The organism is Mesoterricola silvestris (genome assembly GCF_030295405.1).
In the GTDB taxonomy this organism is placed as follows: domain Bacteria; phylum Acidobacteriota; class Holophagae; order Holophagales; family Holophagaceae; genus Mesoterricola; species Mesoterricola silvestris.
The window spans coordinates 1,215,016-1,239,244 of sequence record NZ_AP027080.1; the positions used below are offsets into that span (position 1 = coordinate 1,215,016).

A 24,229-nucleotide genomic window follows, 5' to 3' on the forward strand; every position below is an offset into this window, starting at 1 on the left:
AGATACCCCATGCGCAGACATTGTTCGTTCGCCCAGCTCACCTCCGTCGCCCTGGTCCTCGCCACGGGCAGCTTCGCCTGGTCACAGCAGGCCACGGGCCAGCTCACCGGCGAGGTGCGGGATCAGGCCGGGGCCCCGGTTCCCAGGGCCCGGATCATCCTCTCCTCCCCGGCGCTCTTCTCCCCCCGCACGCTCCAGGTCTCCCCCAAGGGGGAATGGCGCGCCGTGGGGCTGCCCCCCGGCACCTACCGCATCCAGGCCCTCGCCGACGGTTTCGTCGGCAGCGAGGCGCGGGATGTCCGCCTCGGCCTGGGCGCCAGCGTCTCCCAGAACCTCCAGCTCAAGGCCGTGGCCGCGGCGACGGCCACGGTGGAGGTGATCGAGGGCCAGCAGGAGCTGGACAAGAACGACACCAAGACCTACGTCAACTTCTCCGCCGACAAGCTGGAGGCCGTATCGGTGGACCGCGGGTTCGCGGGCGCGGCCAACCTGACCCCGGGCGTGAACCTGGGGGCCAACGGCTACTTCGCCGTGCGCGGCGGCACCACCATGGACACGGCCTTCCGCATCAACGGCACCGACATCCAGGACGACTACCAGGGTTCGGTGGTGGGCAAGTACTACATCGAGGACAACATCGAGGACGTCCAGGTGATGCTGTCCCCCCTCAACGCGCGCTTCGGGCGCAACACGGGCGGCGCGGTCAACGCCGTCACCAAGTCGGGCAGCAACACCTTCGCGGGATCCCTGCGGGCCACGGTCTCCAAGGCCAGCTGGAACGCCTCGAACCCCTTCACCTCCGCCAACCACACCCAGGAGGGCCCCACGAACCGGGAGTACCAGTTCACGGTCTCGGGCCCCATCATCCGGGACCGGCTCTGGTTCTCCCTGGGAACCATCGCCACCCCCGCCAGCACGGAGAGCGCGTCCTGGTCCGCCGTCACGCCCACCCCGGTCCTGCAGCGCACCCTGAACGCCAACATCGACGGGGTCCTGGCGGCGGGGCCTTCGGCCCTCGGATCCGCCTCGGGGTACGCCCCCCAGATGTTCCCGGGCATCCACTTCTACAACCAGCAGACCAAGGAATCCTATTACGACGGCAAGCTCACCGGACAGATCTTCGACAACCACACGCTGGAGGTCTCGTACGTCCGGAGGACCCTGGACATCTCCAACCGCGGGGCGTGGTGGTCGGACGTGCCCATCCTCCGCCGGGCCAACGCCACGACCCAGAAGGACAAGAACAGCGCCCTGAACGTGAACTACCGCGGCATCCTGTCCTCCAGCACCTTCCTGGAGGCCGGCTTCAACCAGAAGCTGTGGAGCATGACGCCGCCCCAGGGCGACCCCGCCTACGGCAACCAGGGCGCGCTGTACGTCTACGGCGACGCGCCCACCGGCTTCAAGCAGTACAACTTCCTGGGCGCGCCGTTCACCTACGGGACCGCCCCCAGGGAAGAGCGCAACAACAAGCACGTCTGGGCGAACCTGAACGCCTTCCTGGACGCGGGCACCAGCAAGCATGAACTGGACCTGGGGTTCGAGTACTACAACACCTCCCACGTGGAGGGAACCCAGTTCGGCGCCGACAACGTCATCGCCCGGGTGGGCGGGACCTACCAGCAGGCCGGAACCGAGAACTACCTCTTCCCGACCCTCATCTGGACGGGCACCAACCGGTTCGGCCAGAGCCCCAACGGCCGGATCGGGATCGCGCCCACGCTGCGCACCTACACCGGCAAGGACGGCACGAGCAAGAACGATTCCTATTCCGCCTACCTCAACGACAACTGGACGATCAACGCCCACTGGCAGGTCATGGGGGGGATCCGGGTGGACGCCCAGCGGGTGTATGACATCGACGGGGCGCGCCTGGCTTCCGCCACCGAGATCTCGCCCCGGTTCCAGGTGCGCTTCGACCTGGGCGGCGACAACAAGCGCCTGGTGACCCTCACCGCCGCGCGGTTCGGGGGGGACTTCACGACGGCCTTCACCTCCGCCTTCGTGAAGAGCGCCAGGAGCGCCTACACGGGCTTCGGCTGGTCGGGCATCGGCAACCAGGCCCTGCCGGGGACCTCCGGGGACCTGGTGAACGGGGCGCAGGCCTACGGCGTGCGCTTCGTGGATTTCGCGCAGATCATGAACCCGGCCAACTACACCGGCAACAACGGCGCCACCGCCTTCGAGGCCTGGGATTCCTCCAAGGTCTACAAGCTCGCGGACAACCTCAAGCCGTCCCACATGGACGAGATCACCCTGGGGTACCGCCGCAATTTCGACAACGGGGATTTCGCCCGCGTCACCGCCGTCTACCGCCAGTGGAAGCAGATCTGGGCCTTCTCCACGGACTACGCCGCCGATACGATGGTGGCCATCGAGGACCCCAGCGGCAGGCTGGCCACCCAGTACACCCCCAGGATCGACGTCTTCAACTCCAGCGACCTCTACCGCCGGTACACCGACCTGGAATTCGAATTCAAGCAGACCCTTTCCCGGGTCTGGTCCCTGACCGGAAGCTACACGTACGGACGCCTCGTGGGCAATGCCGAGGACGGCCAGAGCTCCTCCTCGTCCTTCCGGGACACGAGCACGACGGCCTACTATTCCCAGCGCCGGGCCCTGACGGCCATGGGGGTTCCCGAATCCCAATTCGCCCCCAGCGGGCGGCTGATGAACGACCAGAGCAACCGCGGCCGCCTGGTCCTCCTGGCCACCTACCCCGTGGGCAAGGGCACCGTGACCGCGTCGTGGGTGCTGCAGTACGACGCCGGCACCACGTGGTCGGCGACCAATCAGGCACCCCTCGCCGGCCTCATGCCCACCCCCGCCCACACCGTGGCGGCCCCCACGATCTACACCAAGTACTGGGACGGAAGGGGGGCCTACACCAACAACGACTACTATTCCTGCAACTTCAAGCTCGGATGGTCCTTCCCCCTGGGCGCGGGGCTGCCGGTGGTCTTCGGGTCCGTGAGCGTGCAGAACCTCTTCAATCACATCCTGCAGACGGGCTACGACTCCGGGAGCATCTGGTACTACTCCAATGGAACCAACGCCCTCTACGTGGACAACGCCAACTTCGGCCAGGCCAACCCGGCGGTTTCCAATTTCTGGAATGACGGTCGCTCCTATATCGGGACGCTTGGACTCCGGTTCTAGCGATGGCGCCCCGCTCCCTTCCCGCTCGCCGGGCTCCCGGGATCCTGGCGGCCCTGCTCCTCCTTGGGGGAGCGGGGCTCCGGGCCCAGGAAACGGTGGAGGGCCTCTACGGGGCCCCTTCGCCCCGCATGGCTGAATGCCGGCGGGTGGCCCAGGCGGACCTGGAACGCCGGTTGGCCGGTACCGAGGCCTCCCGGGCCCGACTCCCCTTCGGGGTGCGGTCCGCCGGGGAACTCCAGGACGCCGCCCTGGGGTTCGGATTCGAGGTGTTCACCCTCTCCGCCCGGGCCCTGCGGGCCCGGGGCGGCGTGGAGGCCGCCCTGGAGTCCGCGGGGATCTACCGGTTCGCGGTGCTCGCCGGGGGCCGGACCGTGGGGCTCCTGACCGTGGCGACCGTGGAGGGCCGTCCGAAGGTGGTGGAGGTGGGGAGCGGAGCCCTGGCCGGCATCCTGGATTCCCTCGGCCGCCTCCACCTGGGGGATGGCACCTCCCGCCTGCGGTTCGTCCGGGTCCCCGAACTCCACCAGGATTTCCTGGAAGTGGCGCGGTCCGGGGCCGCGCCGGTCTATGAGCGGATCACGCCCCCGGGCAAGGCCATCACCGGGACCGAGCTCCGGAATCTCCTTCCCTGACGCAACCCGCCCTTTCGGGAGGATCCATGGTCTTCTTCAGGAGGCTGGCCGCCCCGGCCCTGGCCCTCGCTCCGCTCATCCTGTCCCTCCACTGCGGCGGCGGCGCCAAGGACCCGGCCGCCCCTGCGCCCGGGCGCAAACAACTGGCGTGCGCCGAACGCATCCAGGAACACAGCGAATGGTGCTGGGCCGCCTCCAGCGCCAGCATCCTGACCTGCCTGGGGACGCCCGTCCAGCCCTGCGAGGTGGTGAACCAGGTCCGGAACATCACCTACGCCTGCGGGAACCCGACCTTTGCCTGGGCGGACACCACCGCCAACGGCCCGATCGAGGCCCTGTACGGGCCGGCCCCCAGCGTCTCCACCCTCATGGGCCACTACGGGCATCCCGGAACCGGCCGGGCCTCGGCCCTCACCTTCGCCCAGGCCCAGGCGGAAATCGACGCCGGCCGGCCCTTCTTCGTCAATTGGGCCTGGTCGTCGGGCGGGGGCCACATCCTGGCGGGCATGGGGTGGGACACCTCGGCGGGGGAGGAGGAACTGATCCTCATGGATCCCTGGCCCAACGAAGGGATCAAGGTCGTCTCCTACGCCTGGGCGGTGTCCGGGGCGGACCCGGGCGGGGGCGGGGGAACCCACACCTGGAAATGGACCCTCACCGTGAATCCCTGACCGGCGGTCAGCGCGCGGCCGCCATGCGGCGGACGATCTCCTCCAGCTCGGCCTCCCTGTGGGAGGCGAATCCCAGGCGCAGGGCCTGCACCGGCTTGCCTTCGAACTGGTAGCGGGTGCCCGCCGAGAAGGCCACGCCGTGCTTGACCGCGCGCTCCGCCCAGCGCCCCACGTCCAGGCCGTCCCGCACCTGGACCCAGATGGCCATGCCCACCTCCGGCAGGACATGGCTCACGGCATTCCCCAGGTGCGCCTTCAGGGCGGCGTCCAGGGCGTTGCGCCGGGCCAGGAGGGTGGTCCTCAGCCGGGACAGGTGGCGGCCGAATTCGCCTTCCAGGTAGAGGCCCGTCATGGCCCCTTCGAAGACGGGATCCGCGCCCAATTCCCGGTGCCAGGGGCTCGCCTCCAGGTGGTCGATGAGGGGCTTGGGCCCCAGGATGAAGGCCAGGGGCAGGCCCGGGAAGAAGGCCTTGGTGAAGGAGCCCAGGTACACGACGTTGCCCCCCCGGTCCTCCCCCGCCAGGGGCATGGGGGCCGCGGCGCCGTACTGGATCCCCGATTCGGCGTCGCATTCCAGGAGCGCGGCCCCCTGCTTTTCCGCCCAGGCCAGCAGGGCCCGGCGCCGGGCGGGGGCCAGGGGCACCGTGGTGGGGTACTGGCACCGGGGCGACAGGAGGACGGCCCGGATGGGCAGCCGCGCCGAGGCTTCCTGGAGGGCCTCCACGCAGAGGCCCCCGCCGTCCACCGGGATGGGTTCGAGCCGCGCCCCCGCCTGGCGGAGGATGCCCCAGTGCCGGCTGGACCCCAGGTCCTCCACGGCCACCACGTCCCCCGGAGCCAGGATGGCGCTGGCCGCCATCTGGAGGGCCGCCTCGAAGCCCCCCGCCAGCAGGAGGTTGCCCGGGGCCCCCGCGAGGCCCAGGGTCTGTCCCAGGAGTTCCAGGATGCAGGTGCGCAGGTGGGCCTCGCTCACGGCGTCCCGCTGGCGGGGGCGGGCCGAGGCGCGGGATTCCATGGCCTTGCGGTAGGCCCTGGCCAGGGCCAGGGTGGGCAGCATGCGGGGGTCCACCTGCCCGGTGAGGCAGGTGAAGACCGTGTCCGGGAGGCGCTCGACCCGGGGCGCCTCGGGGAGGCTGAAACCCAGGCGCTCACCCCGCGGCGCGGCCCCCCGGTGGTCCGGGGGGAGCGGGTCGGCCACATAGCTGCCGCTGCCGCCCCGCCCCTGCATGAAGCCTTCCGCGGTCAGTTCCGCGTAGGCGTCCAGCACCGTGTTGCGGCTCACCCCGAGGCTCCCGGCCAGGGTCCGGGTGCTGGGGAAGCCATCGCCGGGCTGGAGCCTGCCGTCCCGGATGGCGGCCTTGAGCCCGTCCACGATCTGGAGGGTGATGGGCTGCCCCGAGGCCGCGTCCAGGTTCAGGTCGATCCGCTTGTTCCGCATCAGGCCGCTCCCCGGGAGGCCGGGTCCAGCCACCGTTCCCAGGCCGGGTCCGGGAACAGGGCTCCGGCCATGACCGACCGCCGGGACCCCAGTGCCTTCAGGGCGTCGATGGACGGCCGGTGGGGCCCCGGGGGGACCAGGCGGAAATGCGCGAGGCCGAATTCCGCGAGGCCCGTGCGGGCATCCACGGGCCACCGGCGCAGTTCCAGCGCCTGGAGGCGGTGGGCGGCCCAGGTGCCCTGGCGCGCGGCGGCGGAGGCGTCCAGGCCCCGCGGGAGGGCGTACCGCACCTCCTGGACCGCCGCCAGGACGAGGGCGTAGAGGGGATAGCCCGCGTTGGCCCGCCCCATGGCCTCCCCCAGGGCCGCCCTCCGGCAGGCCCGCAAGGCGGGGCGGGGGTCCCTCCCCCGGCGGAAGGCCTGCTGGGCCTCCAGGAGGGCCCGGTGGCAGGGCAGGAACCGGGGGATGCGGTTGTAGGCGCTTTCCAGCTCGTTGCCGGGGATGCCGGCCACGTACGCGGCCGCCCGGTCCAGGGCCGGCCCCGGATCCCCGCCCGCGTCCGCATCGAGCTGGGCCTGGGCCAGGAGGTTCCAGGACCTCACGAAGGGGAGGCTCCGGAGGAGGCCCGCCTTCTCGTTCAGGCCCTCCAGCAGGGCCAGCCCCTCGCGAAGGGCCGCCCGCGCGGCCGCGGGGTCCCCCCACAGCCGCTCCAGTTCCGCGTGGTAGGTCAGGCGCTCCCCCAGTTCGCCCATCTCCGGGGCCCGGTCCCCCTGGGCCTGCTGGCGAAGGGTCTGGAGGTCCAGGGAGGCCCGCATGTGGGCGAGCATCTCCCGGGAGGCCGGCCGGGGATCGATTCCCGCCTCCTGCTGCAGGTCCACGGTGTTCCACAGGGAATAGGCGTAGGCCCGGTTCAGGTACGGATTGAGGGGATGGCGCTGGACCAGGTCGCGCAGGGCCCCGGTGGCCTGGGAGACGAGGTCCGGGAGACCGGGGCTCCGGCGCCGGAAGGCGTGCTCGGATTGGGTGTTCAGGGCCCAGCCCAGGGCCGCCTGGGTGATGCCCTGGCCGGGATCCAGGTCGAAGGCGTGATGGGCATCGGCCAGCATCCGGGCGATCTCCCCCTCCTGGTTCCGGGAGGCCTCGGCGGGATCCCGGTGGCTGATGAGCACGCAGCGGAGGAGGGAACGTTCCGCGAAGACGCGGGCGTAGGCGGGATCGAGGCGGTCGGCCCGGTCGCACAGGGCGATGGCCTCCCGGAGGAGGGCGGGCGGGTGGGAACGGCCGTTCTCCACCTCGCGCCGCTGCAGGGTGCGGATGGCGAGGGCCTTCATGAGGAGGGGCTTGGGATCGCTGGGCGCGATCCGGCTGGCCTCTTCGAATTGCTCCATGGCCTTGCCCAGGAAGGCCTGCACGTCCTGGATGCGTTCGGCCCGCCACAGCCGGCCCAGCCAGACGCCGCCGATCTGGAGGTGGGCTTCGTACGCCCAGGGGGTCTGGCGGAGCGCGGATTCGCAGGCGGCGATGGCGTCGTCCTCCCGCCCCTCCAGGAGGGCGATCCGGGATTCCAGGAGAGGATTGGGGGTGCCGGGAATGCGGGCCTCCTTCAGGTAGCGGAAGGCCTTGGCCACGTCCCCGTCCCGGGCGAGGCTCGGCGGCCGCAGGGCGCCCTCCTGGTGCCGGGTCTCCAGCACCGCCTCGCCCAGGGCCTGGGCCACGAAGGGGGCCCTGAACCCCAGGCTCCAGGCCCGCTCCAGTTCCGCCAGGGCCTCCTGGGGCCGGTCCATGAGCAGGTGGGCCGATCCCGCGAGGTATTCGAAGGGACCCTGGGCGATGGCGCCTTCCCGCCCCGCCAGGCCCCGCATTTCCTCCATGCGCCCCCGGGCCCACACCAGGTGGGGCGTGCGCTCGTGGGCCGGCATCATGTGCCCCAGGCGGAGGTGGTGCTCGATGAGCTGGGCCTGCATGGCGTAGCGCTGGGCCAGGATCGTGCGCTCCCGGGCCACCCGCGCCTGGTTGAGGAAGGCCGCGGCCCCGGCCAGCAGCACCAGCGGTCCCAGCAGGGATAGGGCCGCGAGGGCCCGGTTCCGGGCGGCAAAGCGAAACAGCCGGTAGGCGAGGGTGGGGCGGCGGGCCCGGATGGGCTCTCCGGCCAGGAAGCGGTCCAGATCGTCCGCCAGCTCCCCGGCGCTGGCGTAGCGCCGGTGGGGCTCCACCTCCATGGCGTGGAGGATGATGGTCTCCAGGTCCGCGGGCAGGGCGGGGACCAGCGCGCGCGGCCGGGGCGGGGCCGCCGCGAGGTCCTCGAGGGCGGGAGGGCCGCCCCCGGGCGGGTCCTGGGAAAGCAGCCTGGGTTCGGAATCCAGGGGACCGGGGAAGGGCAGGGCGAGGAAGGGCGGCCGGTCCGTGGCCAGGGCGTACAGCACGGCCCCGAGGCTGTACACATCCCCCGGGGCGTCCAGGAGGCCGTTGCCGAGGACCTGCTCGGGCGCCATGTAGGCCAGGGTCCCCTCCACGGGGCCGCCCTGGCCGCCGCGTTCCTTGCCCCCGGTCCGGGCCAGGCCGAAGTCCGTCACGTAGGCGCGCAGGCCTTCGCCGTCCCGGTCATCCACCAGGATGTTCTCGGGCTTCAGGTCCCGGTGGATGAGGCCGGCGCGGTGAGCCGCCTGGACGCCCCGCGCCGCCCCGGAAAGCAGTCCCACGCGGACGTTCAAGGGCAGGGCGTCCTTCGCCCGCATCAGGTCCTGGCCGTTGATGTAGGCCATGACGATGCAGGCCCGCCCATCGAGGATCCCCACTTCGTGCACGGGCACGACGTTGGGGTGCTGGATGGCCGCCTGGCAACGCGCCTCCACCATGATCTGGAATTCCTGGTCGGGGTGATCCAGGCGGGGGAATTTCAAGGCGACTTGACGGCCGAGCTGATGATCCAGGGCGAGGTGGATCTCCCCCATCCCGCCCCGCCCCAGGAGGCCGAGGCGCTCGAAGCGGCTCGGCGGAAAGGTTACCGCGAGTGGGACTGCCGGATGGGAAGTCGTATCTACCAAGGTGGGGCCCAGGGGTGGTCCCTTCCAATCTACATCACTTTGCCCCGGCCCTCAGCCCTCCAGGCCCGGATTCAGGGCCAGGAGGGCGCGGTCCAGGCCCCGTCGCAACTCCCGGGCGTGGGCCAGGAGGAAGGTGTCGCGGCTGGCGGTGAGGCCCCGCAGGCTCCCGATGAGCCGGGCCGCGGCGGCCTCCACCCGGGCGTCGTCGCCCCGGGCGATGGCCTCCAGCTCCCCGGCCAGGTCCCGGTCGGGCAGGGCCCGGTGCATCCACTTGGAGAAGGGCCGGTAGCGCCGGGCCAGGAGGTACGCGGCGCCCATGGCGTGGCGCAGGAAGGCGGCCCGGGCCAGGGCCGCGGCCACCGCGTCGCCCCGGCGCAGGGCCCGGGGGAGGTTGTACTGCCCGGACTGGGCCGCGGCCTCCAGGCAGGCCGCGAGCTTGTGGAGGCGCACGGGGCCGGGGTAGTGGGCCAGGAGCGCGGCGCGGTGGGCCGTGAAGGCCCCCGGGGGATCGGCGAATACCTCGCCGTTGGTGCAGGCCGCCAGGGCGTGCTCGGGGATGGCGAGCCATTCCGCCGCGGTTTCCGGAGGCCGCTCCAGGCCCGTGAAGCGGCGGTAGAAGGCGCCGGTCTCCAGCACCCCGGTGCGGCCCGGCGTGGCCCGCACGGGGAAGCCTTCGAAGGTGGGCGGGAGCTCGGCCAGGATGGCCTCCAGGGGGGCCGCGGGATCCTCCCGCCGGCGCCAGAGGCACAGGGCCGGGCCCCAGTCGTGGTCCCGGGACACTTCGTCGTCGAAGCCGAAGCAGTCCGAGCCCTCCCCCACGAGGCCCGCCGCCACGGGCAGGTCCCCCAGGCGGGGCGCCACTTCGCGCTGGAAGAGGCGCCGGGAGAGGCCGAGGCCTACTGGCAGCACTTGAAGGCCTGGAGGCGGGTCTGGGCCTCCCGGGCCTCGATGTCGGCGTAGCCCATGCGCCGGAAGAGGTTCGCGAAGCGCTCCTCCACGAGGTTGCGCCCCGCGGCCAGGGCCTCCCGCACGCAGGCGGCGTAGGCCTCCAGGGTGGCCGGGGCGTAGGTCTCCAGGTCCGCCTCCAGGTAGGTGCGGAACGCATCGCCCTTGCCGGGGAAGGTGAGGGGGTAGCGGCGGTTGAGGGCCAGCATCCAGGCCTCCTCCGCGGCCACCACCTCGGCGATGAGGGGGCTGTCGCTCAGGGGCGGGATCTGGTTGGCCATGCGGGCGTACTTCTCGGTCATGAGGTTGCGCCCCTGGGCGGTGGCGGCTTCCAACTGGGCGGCCATGGGCTCCAGCACCTGGGGGGGCAGCACGGAATGGCTCATCCTGCGCATGGTGCGGAAGGTGCCCTCCGCCTCCTGGCAGGCGGCGGGTTCGCTGGCCTTGACGGAATGGAACATGGTCCATTCGAGGTCGATGATGTGGTCGATGAGGTTGGCGGTCATGGGAGCTTCCCTTCGAGGAGCAGGATGAGGCGCCCGGCGTAGCTGGGCGCGAGGGTGCGCAGGAGGGCCTCCTGCCGGCGGGTCTCGCCGGGGTCGCCGGCCGCGAAGGCCAGGACGCCCAGGTGGAAATGAGGGGGCGGAAAGGCGGGGTCCAGTTCGATGGCCCGGCGCAGGGCGGCCATGCCCTCGCCGTGGCGGTCCCGCATGCCCAGGGCCAGGCCCAGGCCCCACAGGGCCGGCACGTGGTCCGGGTCCCGCTCCAGGGCGGCGCCGTAGGCCCCCAGGGCCTCCTCCACCCGGTCCAGGGAGCGCAGGGTGGTGCCCAGGTAGGCCCGCACCTCCGCCGAGGCCGGCAGGCGGCGCGCCGCCTCCTCCAGGGTTTCCAGGCATGCCGGCAGGTCTCCGGTCTGCCCCTGGGCCAGGGCCAGCTTGACGAAGGCGTCCTCCCCCGGGAAGAGCTCCACCGAGCGGCGAAGGGGCGCCACCGCCTCGGTGAAGCGCCCCAGGCGGAAGAGCACGAGCCCGTGGAAATAATGGGCCGGGGCGTCCCCGGGGAAGGAACGGACGAGCTCCGCGAAGAAGGCCAGGGCCCCCTCCCGGTCGCCGGCGTTGTGGCGGCGCAGGCCTTCGGCATAGCGCGGAGGCGGGGCGGGTTTTTCAGTCTTCGGCATGGGTGGGCCTTACCGGAACAGATACCATATTGGTCACGGAGCGTAGCCATTGCACTAAAATCGAGTGTAATAATTGCTGACATGTGCGTCAGCAATTGAGACGTTCATCCATCCGGGCCCCTGTAATGTGAATTTAAAAGTTTTGTTTACAATGTTTATATCGGAAAAATTCGATCCTGCCCTGGACTGGCGTCCGTCCCTGCGCGTTTTATTGGGTTCAATTTTCGTTACACATTTTCATTTCTGAGAGGCCATTCAGATCCGGGGCCCATGGGCATAGTTGATATCTATTTTTAAATACAGCAAATAGTGCGATTCGCGCGGGGTTGGCACAGGGCTTGCTCCCATGGGGAGTTCCATTCCCATGCTTTTCCGGCCGATTCGCCGGCCAATCCCACATCCATCCCTATGGAGGCATCTGATGCCCAAGAAACTCAAAGAGGTGCTGGTCGAAGCCGGCATTCCCATGGACTTCGAGTCGGGCGGCCATTCCCCGGCGAACCTCACGGACCGCGAGATCGTCCAGGAGCCCCACGCCCGCGTGAAGGCCCTCAAGGACATCTTCATGCAGACGCTGTCCTCGGCCAACAACGAGTTCCCGTACTGGTATTCCCGGGAGTACTTCTCCCTGGATTCCGAGATCCCCGTCATCCGCCGCGCCCAGTCCCTGAAGACCGCCTTCAGCCACCTGACCCCGGTCATCTACCCCGGCGAGCTGCTGGTCATGCACAAGGCCCCCTTCTTCCGCGGGTCCTTCCCCATGCCCTGGCTGTCCGAGGGCTATTACATGGCCAAGGAGGACGAGCTCTACCAGGACGCCCTCAAGCGCGGTTCCGCCTCGGCCGACGAGCACTCCAAGTTCGGCACCGGCGGCGGCAACGTCACCAAGAGCTTCGGCAAGGTGGTTTCCCTGGCCGGCAAGTTCGGCATGCGCCAGGAAGAGGTCCCCGGCCTCCTGAACCTGGCCAAGAAGTGGGTGGGCAAGTCCGTGGACGACCTGGGCCACAAGTACGAGCAGATGGTCCCCGACTACGAAGTGAAGGAAGCCCTCATGCGGAACATCTTCTGCATGTTCGATTCCGGCTACACCCTGCCCCAGGGCCGGGAAGTCATCAACTACTACTACCCCCTCGAGTACGGCATCGATGGCCTCATCGCCATGGCCAAGGAACGCAAGGACAAGGTGGCGGGCCGCGCCGACGGCGACGGCATCAAGGGCACCAACCGCCTGTTCAACTACGAGGCCATCATCCTGGTCCTGGAAGGCATCAGCACCTGGATCAGCAACTACGCCAAGGAAGCCCGCCGCCTGGAAGGCCTGGAGAAGAACGCCGCGCAGAAGCGGGAGTACAGCCAGATCGCCGAGCGCCTGGAGTACCTGGCCCACGGCAAGCCCCGGGATTTCCGCGACGCCATCCAGATGATCCTCACCTTCCACCTGGCCGTCCTCAACGAGGACGCCATCTCGGGCATGTCCCCCGGACGCATCGGCCAGGTGCTCTACCCCTACTTCGAGCAGGACATGGCTTCGGGCCGCATCTCCGAGGACGAGGTCATGGAGCTCCTGGAGCTCTATCGCCTGAGCATCTCCTCCATCGACTGCTTCGCCTCCGCGGGCGTAGTGGGCGGCGTGCTCTCCGGCAACACCTTCAACACGGTCAGCATCGGCGGCCTCAACAAGGAAGGCAAGCACGCCTGCAACCCGCTGGAGTACCTGCTCCTGAAGGCCGGCCTCACCAACGCCATGCCCCAGCCCACCCTGGCCCTGCTGTACGACGAGAAGCTCCCCGAGGACTTCCTCCTGCTGGCCATGGAAACCATCAAGACGGGCGTCGGCTACCCCGCGTTCATGAACAACCAGAGCGCCATGACCTTCATGATGAACCAGTACGGCCCCGAGGGCATGACGCCCGAAGAGGCCCGCGCCTGGGCCATCGGCGGCTGCCTGGAGTCCTCCGCCTGCTGCTGGAAGCCCCTGCACCTGAACGGCAAGGAATACTTCATCCCCGGCGGCGCCGGCCAGCCCACCTCCGTGGGCGTGCACTTCCTGGCCCTGCCCAAGATCCTGGAAGCCGTCCTGTGGAACGGCGTGGACCAGCGCACCGGCCAGAAGGTCTTCGAGCCCCACAACCGCACGTTCAACACCTACGAGGAGCTGTGGGACCAGTTCAAGCTCTACTGGCAGAAGGCCGTTGACATCCTGGCCCTGACCAACAACATCCAGCACGACATCTGGCGCAAGAACAACATGGCGGTCATCAACTCGCTCATGAAGCCCGACTGCCTGGACACCGGCCACCTCATCGACGAGAAGGGCTACCGCTACAACGCCACCTACAACGTGGAGAGCGCCGGCACCATCACCGCCGTCAATTCCCTGGCCGCCATCAAGAAGCTGGTGTTCGTGGACAAGACCGTCACCCTCGAGGACCTGAAGAAGGCCGTCAAGGACAACTTCGGCTTCAAGACCGCCAAGGAAGTGAACTCCTTCTCCCTGTCCGACCAGGAGAAGCGCGAGGACGGCCCCAGCGCCTGGGACAAGCTGCACTTCATGTGCCTGCAGGCTCCCAAGTACGGCAACGACGAAGCCTTCGCCGACCAGATCCTGCTCGAGTGGGAAGAGTTCTTCTGCCCCGACTGCTCGAACTACGAGTCGCTGTTCGCCCATACGATGTATCCCTGCCAGATCTCCGTGTCCACACACGGCGCCATGGGTTCGGCGACCATCGCCTCCATGGACGGGCGGCTCGCCGGCACCACGTACGCCGACGCCTCCCTCTCCGCCTTCCCCGGCACGGACCGCAACGGCGTCTACGCCCTGCTGAACTCCGCCGCCATCTGGGACCACACCCAGTCCCAGAACTCCCAGCTCAACATCAAGATCCACCCCAGCGCCATCCAGGGCCCCAGCGGCTCCCGCAAGCTCCTGGACCTCTGCCAGGCCTACATGCGCAAGGGCGGCTTCCACATCCAGTTCAACGTCGTGGACACCAAGGTGCTCAAGGACGCCCAGGAAAACCCCCAGAACTACCGCGACCTGATGGTGCGCGTGGCCGGCTTCACCCAGTACTGGGTCGAGATCGGCAAGCCCGTCCAGGATGAACTCATCGCCCGCACCGAATACGAAGGGATCTGAACATGACGACCAAACTCAACCACCGCGACTGCCAGAACTTCGCCGCCATCGACGTGTCGAAGGGCATCTGCCACCTGACGAAGAACATCGTGCTGGCCGACACCGAGCAGTGCGAGGACTGCGCACCCCTGCGCAAGTGCTCGGGCTGCAAGCAGTTCTCCGCCACCAAGGGCGCGCTCGAAATGGGCGTCTGCGGCGCCTCCAAGGCCGATCCCAAGTTCTTCGCCTATCCTGACATGGTCGCCACGACCTGCGAGATGTACCAGGGCCACTGATCCCAGGCGCCCCCACCCAGCCCCTTCCTGGCCTCCGCGGAAACCCCGCGGGCGCCGGGAAGGTCTGCGGAAGGGGGTAAAATCGACATCAAATGCGTCACATTTGGGAGCAATCCATATGGAAGAGAAGAACGCACGATTCTACGGATGGTCCGTGGTGTTCGCATCCTGGCTGGCCGTGTTCTGCCTGTTCGGGTACCGCGCCACCTTCGCCATCCTCAAGGGCCCCATGGCCGTGACCCTGGGCTGGACCACCGCGGAAGTGACCCTGGGCTACTCGCTCATGATGGTCGTGTACGCCGTGGCCGCCTACTTCAGCGGCATGATCCTGGACAAGTGGGGCACCAAGCCCGTGTATGCCGTGGCCGCCGTGTTCGGCGCCCTGGGCTTCGTCCTCACGGCCCGCATCGATTCCCACCTGGCCTACCTGTTCACCTTCGGCCTGCTGGGCGGCATCGCCACCGGCATGCTGTGGGTCACCTCCACCGTCTCGGTGCGAAAGTGGTACATCGGGAAGTCGTACGCCACCATGTGGGGCTTCGCCTTCGCCGGCGGGCCCATGGCCCAGTTCGTGCTGGCCCAGGTGGTCAAGCCCACCCTCTCCGCCAGCCAGGCCAAGCTGGACGGGGCCATCCGGCCCCTGGTGGAAGGCGGCGCGGCCCTGGCCCCCAAGCAGATGGCCCTGGCCGTCGCGGCCAAGCTCAAGGATCCCGCCGTCCTGGCCCTGCCCGACGTGAAGAGCGCCCTCCAGGGCCTCGAGCATGCCTGGCGGTACCAGATGACCATCCTGGGCGTCATCGTCCTCATCGCCCTGGTGGTGGCCGTCCTCGTGGCCAAGCAGTCCCCTGAGCGGTACGGCCTGAAGCCCTTCGGCGCCATCCCCGCCGCCCCCGGCATCGCCGCCGCGGCGGAAGTGGACTGGACCGTCGGCGAGGCCTTCTCCAAGTACGCCATCTGGGGAGGCATCCTCACCTTCCTCACCAGCATGATGGGCGAATTCCTCATCTGGACCCAGGTCGTCAGCTACTGGACCCAGGACGTGGGCTACAACCTCAAGAAGGCCACCAACATCTACGCCCTCATCGGGCTGGTGGGCATCTTCTCCATGCCCATCATGGGCAAGGTGGCCGACCTGGTGGTGCAGAAGGTGGGCCTGGAGGCCAAGGGCCGCAAGATCATGCTCCTCGTGGGCCCCGCCACGGGCGTCATCGCCTGCCTCCTGCTCCTGGCGAGCCCCTCGGGCGACATCTTCGCCTACATCGCCTGCGTCATCTTCGCCATCTACTGGGCCATCGTCCCCGGCGGCGTGGTGGGCTACACCGGCGCCATCTACGGCCGCAAGACCCTGGGCAAGATCTGGGGCCTGGCCACCATGATCGTCATGGGCATCGGGCCCTTCCTGGGTTCGTACATCGGCGGCTGGCTGAAGGACTTCTCCGGCAAGTACACGTACTCCATCTGGTTCGCCCTTTGCGCCTTCGCCGTCTCCATCCTCCTGGCGTCCACGCTGCCCCTGCGGGCCGAGAACCGCAAGTGAGCCAGCCAATCCCATGATTCCGCGCCGCAAGGAGGCAAGGTGAACACCCAGCACGATCCGTCCACGCCCACCGGGCTCATCTTCGATATCCAGGCCCACTCGGTGCACGACGGTCCCGGAACGCGCACCACCGTGTTCCTCAATGGATGTCCCTTCGCCTGCGAATGGTGCTGCAATCCCGAAGGACTTCACAGAAAGCCCGTGGTCATGCACCGCGAACAGCGGTGCGGCCACTGCGGCAAGTGCATGGAGGCCTGCCCCCGGGGAGCCATCTCCCTGGGGGCCGACGGCCTGGAGGTCTTCGACCGGAGCCTCTGCGAGACCTGCACGACCTACGAATGCGTCAGCACCTGCTACCACGAGGGCAATGTCCTGAGCGGCAAGCTCTACACCGTGGAGCAGATCATCACCATCGCCCAGCGGGACCGGCAGTTCTGGGGTTCGGGCGGGGGCATGACCTTCTCGGGGGGGGAACCCCTCCTCCAGCGCAACTTCATGCTCCCCCTGCTCCGGCGCTGCCGGGAGATCCGCATCAACACGTGCATCGAGACCACGGCCAGCCTGCCCTCGGACTACTTCATGGAAGCCGCGTCCCTGCTCAACTGGATCTTCGTGGACATCAAGAACATGGACCCCGCCGCCCACAAGGCGAAGACGGGCGCCGACAACGCCCTCACCCTGAAGAACCTCCGGCTCCTGGGCGCCTCCGACCTGGACTGCTTCGTGGTGGTGCGCATCCCCGTGATCCCGGGCTGGAACGATTCGGAGGCCAATATCCGCGCCACCGCCCGGTTCGTCAAGGATTGCGGGCTGGAGGTGATCAACCTCCTCCCCTTCCACCGCCTGAGCGAATCCAAGTGGCGCCAGGTGGGACGGGAGTACGCCTTCAAGGACGTGCCCGGGATGCCCCGCGAGGAACTGGCGCCCCTCGCCCAGTGGGTGAGGGAAGAGGGCATCACCTGCTACACCGGCTGGGAGACCCCCTTCTGAGCCGTCCCCCCGAATCCATTGGAGTGAACATGCGAATGTCATGCAGGACCTTTGTGACCGCTCTGTCGGCCACCCTCGCGCTGTCGGCCCAGGCCCCCAACACCCTGGACCTGGGCTTCGAGGAGCGCGTGAGGTCCGAGGAATGGAACAACATCACGGACCACAGCGACCGGATCAACGACGGCCACCTCCACTACCGCATGCGGACCCGCCTCTGGGCCCAGTACAACATCGGCAAGGACCTGGAGCTGGCGGCGGGCATCGCCCAGGAGAACCGCAAGGTGGTGCGGCCCGACGTGGCCTACAACGGCCGCCAGATCTTCTTCGAGACCCTGTCCGTGAACTGGCGCTTCAGCCCGGGCTGGGCCGTGAAGGTGGGGCGCCAGGACATCATGCGGGGCGAGGGCTTCGTGTTCATGGACGGCAGCGCCCTGGACGGCTCCCGCTGCGCCTACATGAACGCCATCGATCTCACGCGGAACCTGGGCACGGCCTCGAAGCTCGAATTCATCGCCATCTCCAATCCCCGCCAGGACAAGTACCTCCCCCGCCTCAACGATCCCAACGACCTGAACCTGGTCCAGCGGCTCACCGAGTGGGACGAGCAGGCCCTGGCCCTGTACTACACGGGCAAGGAGATCAAGGACTCGACGATCGACGCCTACGCCGTGTACAAGACCGAGACCAACGACTACCGGGCCCGCGCCAACGCCATGTTCCAGCCCGACCGGCACCTGGGCACCGTGGGCGGGCGCGTGGACCGCGGCTTCGGCGGCGGCTGGTCGGCCAACGCCGAGCTGGCCTACCAGTTCGGGACCCAGGCCGCCAACCCCGCCCAGAACGTCGGCTCCAAGGACATCGGCGCCTACGGCGGCTACGCCCGGGTGAAGAAGGCCTTCGAGGCCTCCTGGAAGCCCCGGGTGTCCCTGGGCTACACCGTCCTTTCCGGCACCGATCCCCATTCCAACAGGATCGGCGGCTGGGACCCCCTCTTCAGCCGCTGGCCCAAGTGGAGCGAGCTCTACATCTATTCCCAGCCCGCCGAGAAGGGCGTGGGCTACTGGACCAACACCGGCATGTTCGAGGCGGAGGTGCGCGTGACGCCCGTCCGCAATTTCGATCTGCGGGCCACCTACTACAAGATGTCCGCCATGGAGGCCCCCGCGGCCGTGGCCGGCCAGTTCGGCTCCGGCAAGGACCGGGGCGGCCTCGCGCAGCTGCGGGCCGACCTCAAGGTGAACGAAAGCTTCAAGGGCCACGTGCTCTACGAACGCCTGACGCCGGGCAGCTTCTACGGCGCCCAGGATCCGGGCTACTTCTTCCGCATGGAAGTGACCTACACGTTCAAGGCGCGGATCTGAGGATGGTTCCCGCCACGGGCAGGTGTTCCTTGAAGGGGGGTGGACGGACTGGGATAATGGATCCCATGCCCATCCACTCCCCCCATGGGAAAGCGGCGTGCTTTCCCATGGTGTCCTGTGATTGCGCCATGGACGAGGTCATCGAGCTCCTGCTGGTGAACGGCAGGACGTCGGTGACGGTGGCCGGGAGCGACGGGGGCCCCTGCGGGACCTTCGATCTCATGGCCCATCTCCTCCGCGTCCGCCAGGGCCTCGCCTGCGGTCCCGGCGAAGCCGTCGGCGGGCATCTGGAAGCCCCCGGGGAGGAGCCCCCGGCCCAGGCGGGAAGCCTCTGGCGGGAAGTGCTCCACTCCATGCTTTCGGGGACGGAAAAGCCCATGGTGGCGCTCACCGACGGCGCCGAACGCGTGCTCTTCGCCAACGCGTCCCTGCGCGGCGCCTTCCCGGGCCTGTTCCCGGGACCCTCCGTCACCATCCCGGACCTCCTCCCGGGCCACCCCGTGGGCCGGGACGCGGACAACGGGGCCGTGTCCTTCTGGTTCGTCCAGAACCAGCAGCGCGCCTTCATGGTCCTGCGGGTCCGGCCGGCCCTGGACGGCATCGGGGCCCTGGTGCTCTTCGAGCTCACTTCCCAGCTCAGCAAGGGCTACCAGGAGGCGCTGGACGAAGTGGACGTCCTCAAGCGGGTGCTCAACACCGTGGAGGGCCTCCAGGTGGTGGACACCCGGGGCGTCATCACCCTGGTGAACGAGAGCTTTCTGAGGATCCACCACCTCACCCGCGAGCAGTCCGAGGGCCACCCCGTCACCGAGGTCATCGACAACACCCGCATGCACATCGTGGCGCAGACGGGCGTTTCCGAGGTGGACGAGATCCAGACCATCGGCGGCCACGAGTACGTGGTGAGCCGCATCCCCATCTTCAAGGACGGCAAGTGCCTGGGAGCCGTGGGCAGGATCGTCTTCCAGGACTTCCAGGAGATCCAGCGCCTGGCCCTCAAGGCCAAGCGGCTCCAGATGGAGCTGGAGGCCCTGCGCAAGAGCAAGGGCAAGGCCCACGCCGACACCCGGTTCTCCTTCGAGGACATCGTCGCCACCTGCGAATCCAGCCTCCTGGCCAAGGAGCGCGCCATGATGGGCGCCCCCACCGCCTCCACCATCCTCCTCCTGGGGGAGAGCGGGGTGGGCAAGGAGGTGTACGCCCACGCCATCCACAACCTCAGCCCCCGGTACAGCAGGCCCTTCGTGCGGGTCAACTGCTCGGCCATCACCGAGTCCCTCATCGAAAGCGAGCTCTTCGGCTACGAGGACGGCGCATTCACGGGCGCCAGGAAGGGCGGCAGGGCCGGCAAGTTCGAGCTGGCCAACACCGGCACCATCTTCCTGGACGAGATCGGCGACATGCCCCTTTCCGCCCAGGCCAAGCTCCTGCGCGTGCTCCAGGAACGGGAGATCGACAGGGTGGGGGGCGAAGGCACCATGCCCGTGGATATCCGGGTCATCGCCGCCACCAACCAGGACCTGTGGGCCATGGTCGAGCAGAAGAAGTTCCGCCGGGACCTCTTCTTCCGGCTCAACGTCATCCCCATCGTCATCCCGCCCCTGCGGGACCGCCCGGGGGACGTGAAGGCCCTGGCCAAGCTCTTCTGGGCCGACCTGCAGAAGACCCACGGCATCACCACCAAGTTCCTCACCGAAGGCGCCAAGCACCTTCTCCAGGACTACCCCTGGCCCGGCAACATCCGGGAACTGCACAACGTCCTGGAACGCACCTTCACCATCGTGCGGGACAACCTCATCAGCGAGGACCAGGTGCGCATGATCCTCCAGGGCGTGGGATCCAGCGCCGGCCACGTGTGCGAGAACGAGGACTGCCCCCTGGACGAGGTGGTGGAGAAGGCCGAGCGCCGCGCCATCGGCTTCGCCCTGGCCCGCACCAACAACAACAAGGCCCAGGCCGCCAAGCTCCTGGGGATTTCCCGCCCGCTGCTCTACCGGAAGATGCACCAGTACGACATTTCCTGAACCTGAACAATCTGGAGAAACCTCGTGTCCTCATTCCTGGATGGCCTTCGGCTTCGCTCAAAATTCATCCTGATCCTGGCCACCCAGGCCATCCTCCTGGTGTCGGTGGCGGCGCTGGCCTGGCGCAGCCTGGCCCAGCTCCACCAGAGCCAGGTGGTCCTTTCCGACAGCCTGGACAAGGCCTCCCGCATCACCGCCGCCATCGGCGACGCCAACAGGCTCCGGGTGCTGCACGTGGCCATGCTGGGCGCCGCCAGGTTCCCCGACCACACCGCGAAGCTCGCGGGCATGGCCGAGAAGGTCGACGCCCGCTTCGTCCAGGAACTGGCGGATCTGGAGGCCCAGGCCTGGGGCGCATCCGACCAGGCCAAGGTGCGCCGCCTGGTGGGCCTCCTGGGCACCTACCGCAGCGGTTTCGCGGGGGCCTTCGCCGAAGCCCGGCGGGATCTCTCCCGGCTGCCCGTGCTCATGGACATCGGTTCGGCGGAACTGGCCGAGGCCCGCACCCAGCTGGAGACCCTCCAGGAGGACCAGCGGCGCAAGGCCCAGGACATCGTGGTGCGCGACACGGCCTACGCCGCCACCCAGAAGGCCATCGTCGCCGGCGCCGTGGTGCTGGCCCTGGTGCTGGGCGTGCTCATCACCCTGACCCTGAGCCACCGGGTGGAACGCGCGGCCAAGGACATCGGCGAGGCCATGGACGCCCTGCGCACCGGGGACCTCACCCGGGTTCCCCAGGTGCGGGGCCGGGACGAACTGGCCTTCATCGCCCGGAGCCTGGGGGAGGCCCTCCGCCAGCTGCGGGAGGATCTCCAGGCCATCGCGGTCATCACCGACCGCTCCGCCTCGGGGGCCCTGGAGCTGTCCACCACCGCCACCCAGCTGGCCTCGGCCACCACCGAGATCAGCCAGGGGGCGGAACGCCAGCGGGAGGAGGTGGACCAGTCCACCACCGCCGTGCGGGCCCTGGCGGCCTCCCTGGCCGAAGTGCAGGGCGTGGCCCTTTCCGCCAGCACCCTGGCCTCCACGTCCCTGGAGGCCAGCGCCCGGGGCCTGGGGGAAGTGGACGCCTCCGTGGAGGCCATGCGGGAGATCCTGGACAGCTCCGAGAAGGTGGGCCGCATCAACGGCGTCATTTCCGACATCGCCCGCCAGACCAACCTCCTGTCCCTCAACGCCGCCATCGAGGCCGCCAAGGCGGGCCAGCAGGGCAAGGGCTTCGCCGTGGTGGCCGAGGAGATCCGCAAGCTGGCCGAACGCAGCGCCACCGCCGCCAAGGAGATCCACGGCCTCATCACGGAAAGCGGGGAGCGGGTGGAGGTGGGGTCCCAGGCGGTGCGCCGGGTGAGCGAAAGCCTGGGGACGATCGAAGGCAACCTGAAGGAGCAGGCGGATTCCGCCATGGGCGCCGTGCACGTGCTCAAGGCCCGCTCCGCCGAGAGCCAGGCCATCCTCAACGGCATGGCCTCCACCCTGGGCATCACGGAGCGCACCGCCACCGCCACGGTGCAGCTGGTCTCCAGCCTGGAGGAGACGGGGCGCACCATCGAGGACCTCTCCGCCGTGGCACAGGATCTCCGCCAGCGGCTCATCCGGTTCAAGTTCGCTTGAGGAGCTCCTCAGCTGAGAACGGGCTGAGTTCGACGGCTGATCCCCTTCATCCTGTCCATCCGATTCATCCCTGTTCCCGCAGGGCCAGCGATGAGATGGGGCGGCGCGCTGTTGATCTGCATGCGCCGACCCATCCCAGCTCTGGCCCTGCGGGAACAGGGATGAAAAAAGGATGAACAGGATGAAGGGGATGAACATGCCCCCAAGGTAGGCGGCACGTGGTTATGAACAATATTCGTTACTGGGGCTGGGCTTTGGGGTCTTCCGCGGGGACTTGCAGGGGGGCGGCTTTGGACGGGACGGCCACCGGGTGCCGGCCCAGGACTTCGCCGAACCAGCCGCCCAGGGTTTCCGTGAGCTCCGGCAGGTACGCGAAGCCGTGCTCCTTGCCGGGGCGGATGCGGGCGTAGACGCCGAAGACGCCCTTGAGGGCCTGGGCGTTGGCCAGGGCGATGGGATCCCCCTCGGCCGCGGCGACGAAGACCGAGGCCTTGGCCTGCTCCACGGCGCGGACCATGCGCGCCTCGGGCTTCTCGCCCCAGCCGCCGCCGGGGCTCAGGGCCAGCACGGCCACGGGCCGGACGCCGGGGGCGGCCACCAGGGCGGAGTAGGCGCCGATGCTGGCGCCCGCCAGGCCCACGCGGCGGCCGTCGATGCGGGGCTGCTTGCGGACCCACTGGGCGGCCTGGGCCAGGTCGCCGGGGATGAGGTCGAAACGCACGGCGGCGGAGGAGGCCGCGAAGTCGGTGGTGACGGCAACGGTGGCGTCGCCCTTGCGGGTGCTCTGGCCATGGCCGCGCAGGTCCAGGGCCAGGGTGGCGATGCCCCGGGCGTTCAGGTCCTCGGCGAGGGGCTTCCAGCCGGTGCGGTCGTAGCCGAACTGGTGGGCCAGGATCACCACGGGGCGCCGCCCGGCCTGGGCCGGCACCGTGAGGGTGCCCTTCACGGTGAACCCGTCGGGGGTGACGAGGCTCATCTCCCGCACCGCGGGCTGGGCCGCGGCGAGCACGGCGGGGAGGGACAGGAGGAGGCCGATTCGCATAGGAGCTCCTTTCTGGGAGGGTGTTACCGTTTCTTCTTCTTCTTGCCCTTGTCGGATCCGAAGACCTTGGCCAGGAAGCCTTCCTCCGCGGGCTGGCCGTCCACGCCGGGCTCCAGGAGCTGGCGCACCAGGGCCTCCTCCTGCGCCCCGAGCCGGGTGGGCACGGCCACCCGCAGGTGCAGGAACAGGTCGCCCCGGCCCTGGGACCGCAGGCGCGGGACGCCGGCGTTGGGGACCTTGATGACCTTGTCCGCGGGGGTGCCCTTGGCGATCTTCACGGTCTCGGTGCCGTAGGGGGTCTCCGCCGGGAGGTTGCCGCCCAGCACCAGGAGGGGCCAGGACACCTCCTGCTTGCGGTGCAGGTCGAAGCCGTCCCGCTCGTAGGCGGGGTCGTTCTCGATGTCGAAGAGGATGAACAGGTCCCCGGCCCCGCCGCCGCCGGTGCCGGCCTCCCCTTCGCCCTGGAGGCGCAGGCGCTGGCCCTGGTCCACGCCCGCGGGGATCTTGAAGCGGACCTTGGTGCGGCGGTTCACGCGGCCCGCGCCCCGGCAGGAGGGGCAGGGGCTGGGGATGATCTGGCCCCGGCCCTCGCAGCGGGGGCAGGTGACGGCCATCTGCAGGAAGCCCTGGCGCACCGCCACCTGGCCATTGCCCCGGCAGTTGGGGCAGACCTGGGCGCTGGTGCCCGCGGCGCAGCCGGACCCCTTGCAGGTGTCGCAGGCGTCCTGCCTCGGGATCTCGATCTCCTTGTCCTCCACCCCGAAGATGGAGTCCTTGAAGGAGATGCGCATGTTGTACTGGAGGTCGGACCCCCGTTCCCCGCCCCCGGAGCGCCGGCGGCCGCCGCCCCCGAAGAGGTCCGCGAAGATCCCGCCGCCGCCCCCCCCGAAGAAGGACCCCAGCAGATCCTCGAACCCGGCGAACTGGTTGGGATCGAACTGGAAGTTCTGGCCCTGGCCCCCCTGGGAGGCGAAGCCGAACTGGTCGAAATGCTGGCGCTTCGCGGGATCGGAGAGAATCGAGTAGGCCTCGGCGGCCTCCTTGAACTTCTCTTCGGCTTCCTTGTTCCCGGGGTTCTGGTCCGGGTGGAACTGCATGGCCAGCCTTCGGTAGGCTTTCTTGATCTCGTCGAGGGTGGCTTCCTTGCCTACGCCCAGTACTTCGTAGTAGTCACGCTTCATCCGATC

The 24,229-nt window shown here is 69.0% G+C and carries 17 protein-coding genes; 10 read left to right on the plus strand and 7 right to left on the minus strand.

The features are described 5' to 3' along the window. Positions 1–9: 9 nt before the first annotated feature. From R2J76_RS05085 to R2J76_RS05095, 3 genes are read left to right on the plus strand one after another with little or no spacing between them, the layout of a single operon-like run. Positions 10–3,159, plus strand: coding sequence for a TonB-dependent receptor (locus tag R2J76_RS05085; RefSeq protein WP_316414723.1), 3,150 nt, complete (start codon positions 10–12; stop codon positions 3,157–3,159). A gap of 2 nt (positions 3,160–3,161) precedes the next feature. After that, positions 3,162–3,791 (plus strand): hypothetical protein, encoded by a 630-nt coding sequence (locus R2J76_RS05090; RefSeq protein ID WP_316414724.1) that lies wholly within the window; start codon positions 3,162–3,164, stop codon positions 3,789–3,791. Between the two features lie 26 nt (positions 3,792–3,817). After that, a complete protein-coding gene (locus R2J76_RS05095; protein WP_316414725.1) occupies positions 3,818–4,462 on the plus strand; it encodes a C39 family peptidase in 645 nt (214 codons plus the stop codon). A gap of 7 nt (positions 4,463–4,469) precedes the next feature. Here the strand turns inward: R2J76_RS05095 and R2J76_RS05100 are convergent, their stop codons facing one another. Genes R2J76_RS05100 through R2J76_RS05120 form a run of 5 tightly spaced genes read right to left on the minus strand, consistent with a single transcriptional unit; the run spans position 4,470 to position 11,066 of the window. After that, complete coding sequence (locus R2J76_RS05100) at positions 4,470–5,900, minus strand: aminotransferase-like domain-containing protein (RefSeq protein ID WP_316414726.1); 1,431 nt, start codon at positions 5,898–5,900, stop codon at positions 4,470–4,472. Then, entirely contained in the window at positions 5,900–8,944 is a 3,045-nt protein-coding gene (locus R2J76_RS05105) for a serine/threonine-protein kinase (protein WP_316414727.1), read from the minus strand. The genes R2J76_RS05100 and R2J76_RS05105 overlap by 1 nt, the downstream gene beginning before the upstream one ends. Before the next feature lie 51 nt (positions 8,945–8,995). After that, positions 8,996–9,853 (minus strand): DUF4037 domain-containing protein, encoded by an 858-nt coding sequence (locus tag R2J76_RS05110; protein ID WP_316414728.1) that lies wholly within the window; start codon positions 9,851–9,853, stop codon positions 8,996–8,998. Beyond that, positions 9,841–10,395 (minus strand): DUF4125 family protein, encoded by a 555-nt coding sequence (locus R2J76_RS05115; RefSeq protein ID WP_316414729.1) that lies wholly within the window; start codon positions 10,393–10,395, stop codon positions 9,841–9,843. Before R2J76_RS05115 ends, R2J76_RS05110 begins: the two co-directional genes overlap by 13 nt. Further along, complete coding sequence (locus R2J76_RS05120) at positions 10,392–11,066, minus strand: tetratricopeptide repeat protein (protein WP_316414730.1); 675 nt, start codon at positions 11,064–11,066, stop codon at positions 10,392–10,394. The genes R2J76_RS05115 and R2J76_RS05120 overlap by 4 nt, the downstream gene beginning before the upstream one ends. A 421-nt stretch (positions 11,067–11,487) precedes the next feature. Here R2J76_RS05120 and hpdB point away from each other — a divergent pair, with 421 nt between their 5' ends. From hpdB to R2J76_RS05155, 7 genes are all read left to right on the plus strand, one after another. Continuing rightward, complete coding sequence (gene hpdB, locus R2J76_RS05125; RefSeq protein WP_316414731.1) at positions 11,488–14,202, plus strand: 4-hydroxyphenylacetate decarboxylase large subunit; 2,715 nt, start codon at positions 11,488–11,490, stop codon at positions 14,200–14,202. A 2-nt stretch (positions 14,203–14,204) separates the two neighbouring features. Further along, a complete protein-coding gene (gene hpdC / locus R2J76_RS05130) occupies positions 14,205–14,477 on the plus strand; it encodes a 4-hydroxyphenylacetate decarboxylase small subunit (protein WP_316414732.1) in 273 nt (90 codons plus the stop codon). A 118-nt stretch (positions 14,478–14,595) separates the two neighbouring features. Next, complete coding sequence (locus R2J76_RS05135; RefSeq protein WP_316414733.1) at positions 14,596–16,014, plus strand: MFS transporter; 1,419 nt, start codon at positions 14,596–14,598, stop codon at positions 16,012–16,014. A gap of 39 nt (positions 16,015–16,053) precedes the next feature. After that, positions 16,054–17,004 (plus strand): glycyl-radical enzyme activating protein, encoded by a 951-nt coding sequence (locus R2J76_RS05140; RefSeq protein WP_316414734.1) that lies wholly within the window; start codon positions 16,054–16,056, stop codon positions 17,002–17,004. A 29-nt stretch (positions 17,005–17,033) separates the two neighbouring features. Continuing rightward, on the plus strand, positions 17,034–18,365 hold the full coding sequence (locus tag R2J76_RS05145; protein WP_316414735.1) for an alginate export family protein: 1,332 nt from the start codon (positions 17,034–17,036) through the stop codon (positions 18,363–18,365). A 65-nt stretch (positions 18,366–18,430) separates the two neighbouring features. Then, a complete protein-coding gene (locus tag R2J76_RS05150; RefSeq protein WP_316414736.1) occupies positions 18,431–20,389 on the plus strand; it encodes a sigma-54 interaction domain-containing protein in 1,959 nt (652 codons plus the stop codon). A gap of 24 nt (positions 20,390–20,413) precedes the next feature. Further along, positions 20,414–22,000, plus strand: a complete 1,587-nt coding sequence (locus R2J76_RS05155) for a methyl-accepting chemotaxis protein (protein WP_316414737.1) — start codon at positions 20,414–20,416, stop codon at positions 21,998–22,000. A gap of 238 nt (positions 22,001–22,238) precedes the next feature. Here R2J76_RS05155 and R2J76_RS05160 read toward each other — a convergent pair whose 3' ends face one another. Further along, positions 22,239–23,042, minus strand: coding sequence for an alpha/beta hydrolase family protein (locus R2J76_RS05160; RefSeq protein ID WP_316414738.1), 804 nt, complete (start codon positions 23,040–23,042; stop codon positions 22,239–22,241). Positions 23,043–23,065: 23 nt separating this feature from the next. Continuing rightward, the gene (gene dnaJ, locus R2J76_RS05165) at positions 23,066–24,223 is read right to left on the minus strand and encodes a molecular chaperone DnaJ (RefSeq protein WP_316414739.1); all 1,158 of its coding nucleotides are present in this window, start codon (positions 24,221–24,223) and stop codon (positions 23,066–23,068) included. Positions 24,224–24,229 lie beyond the last annotated feature (6 nt).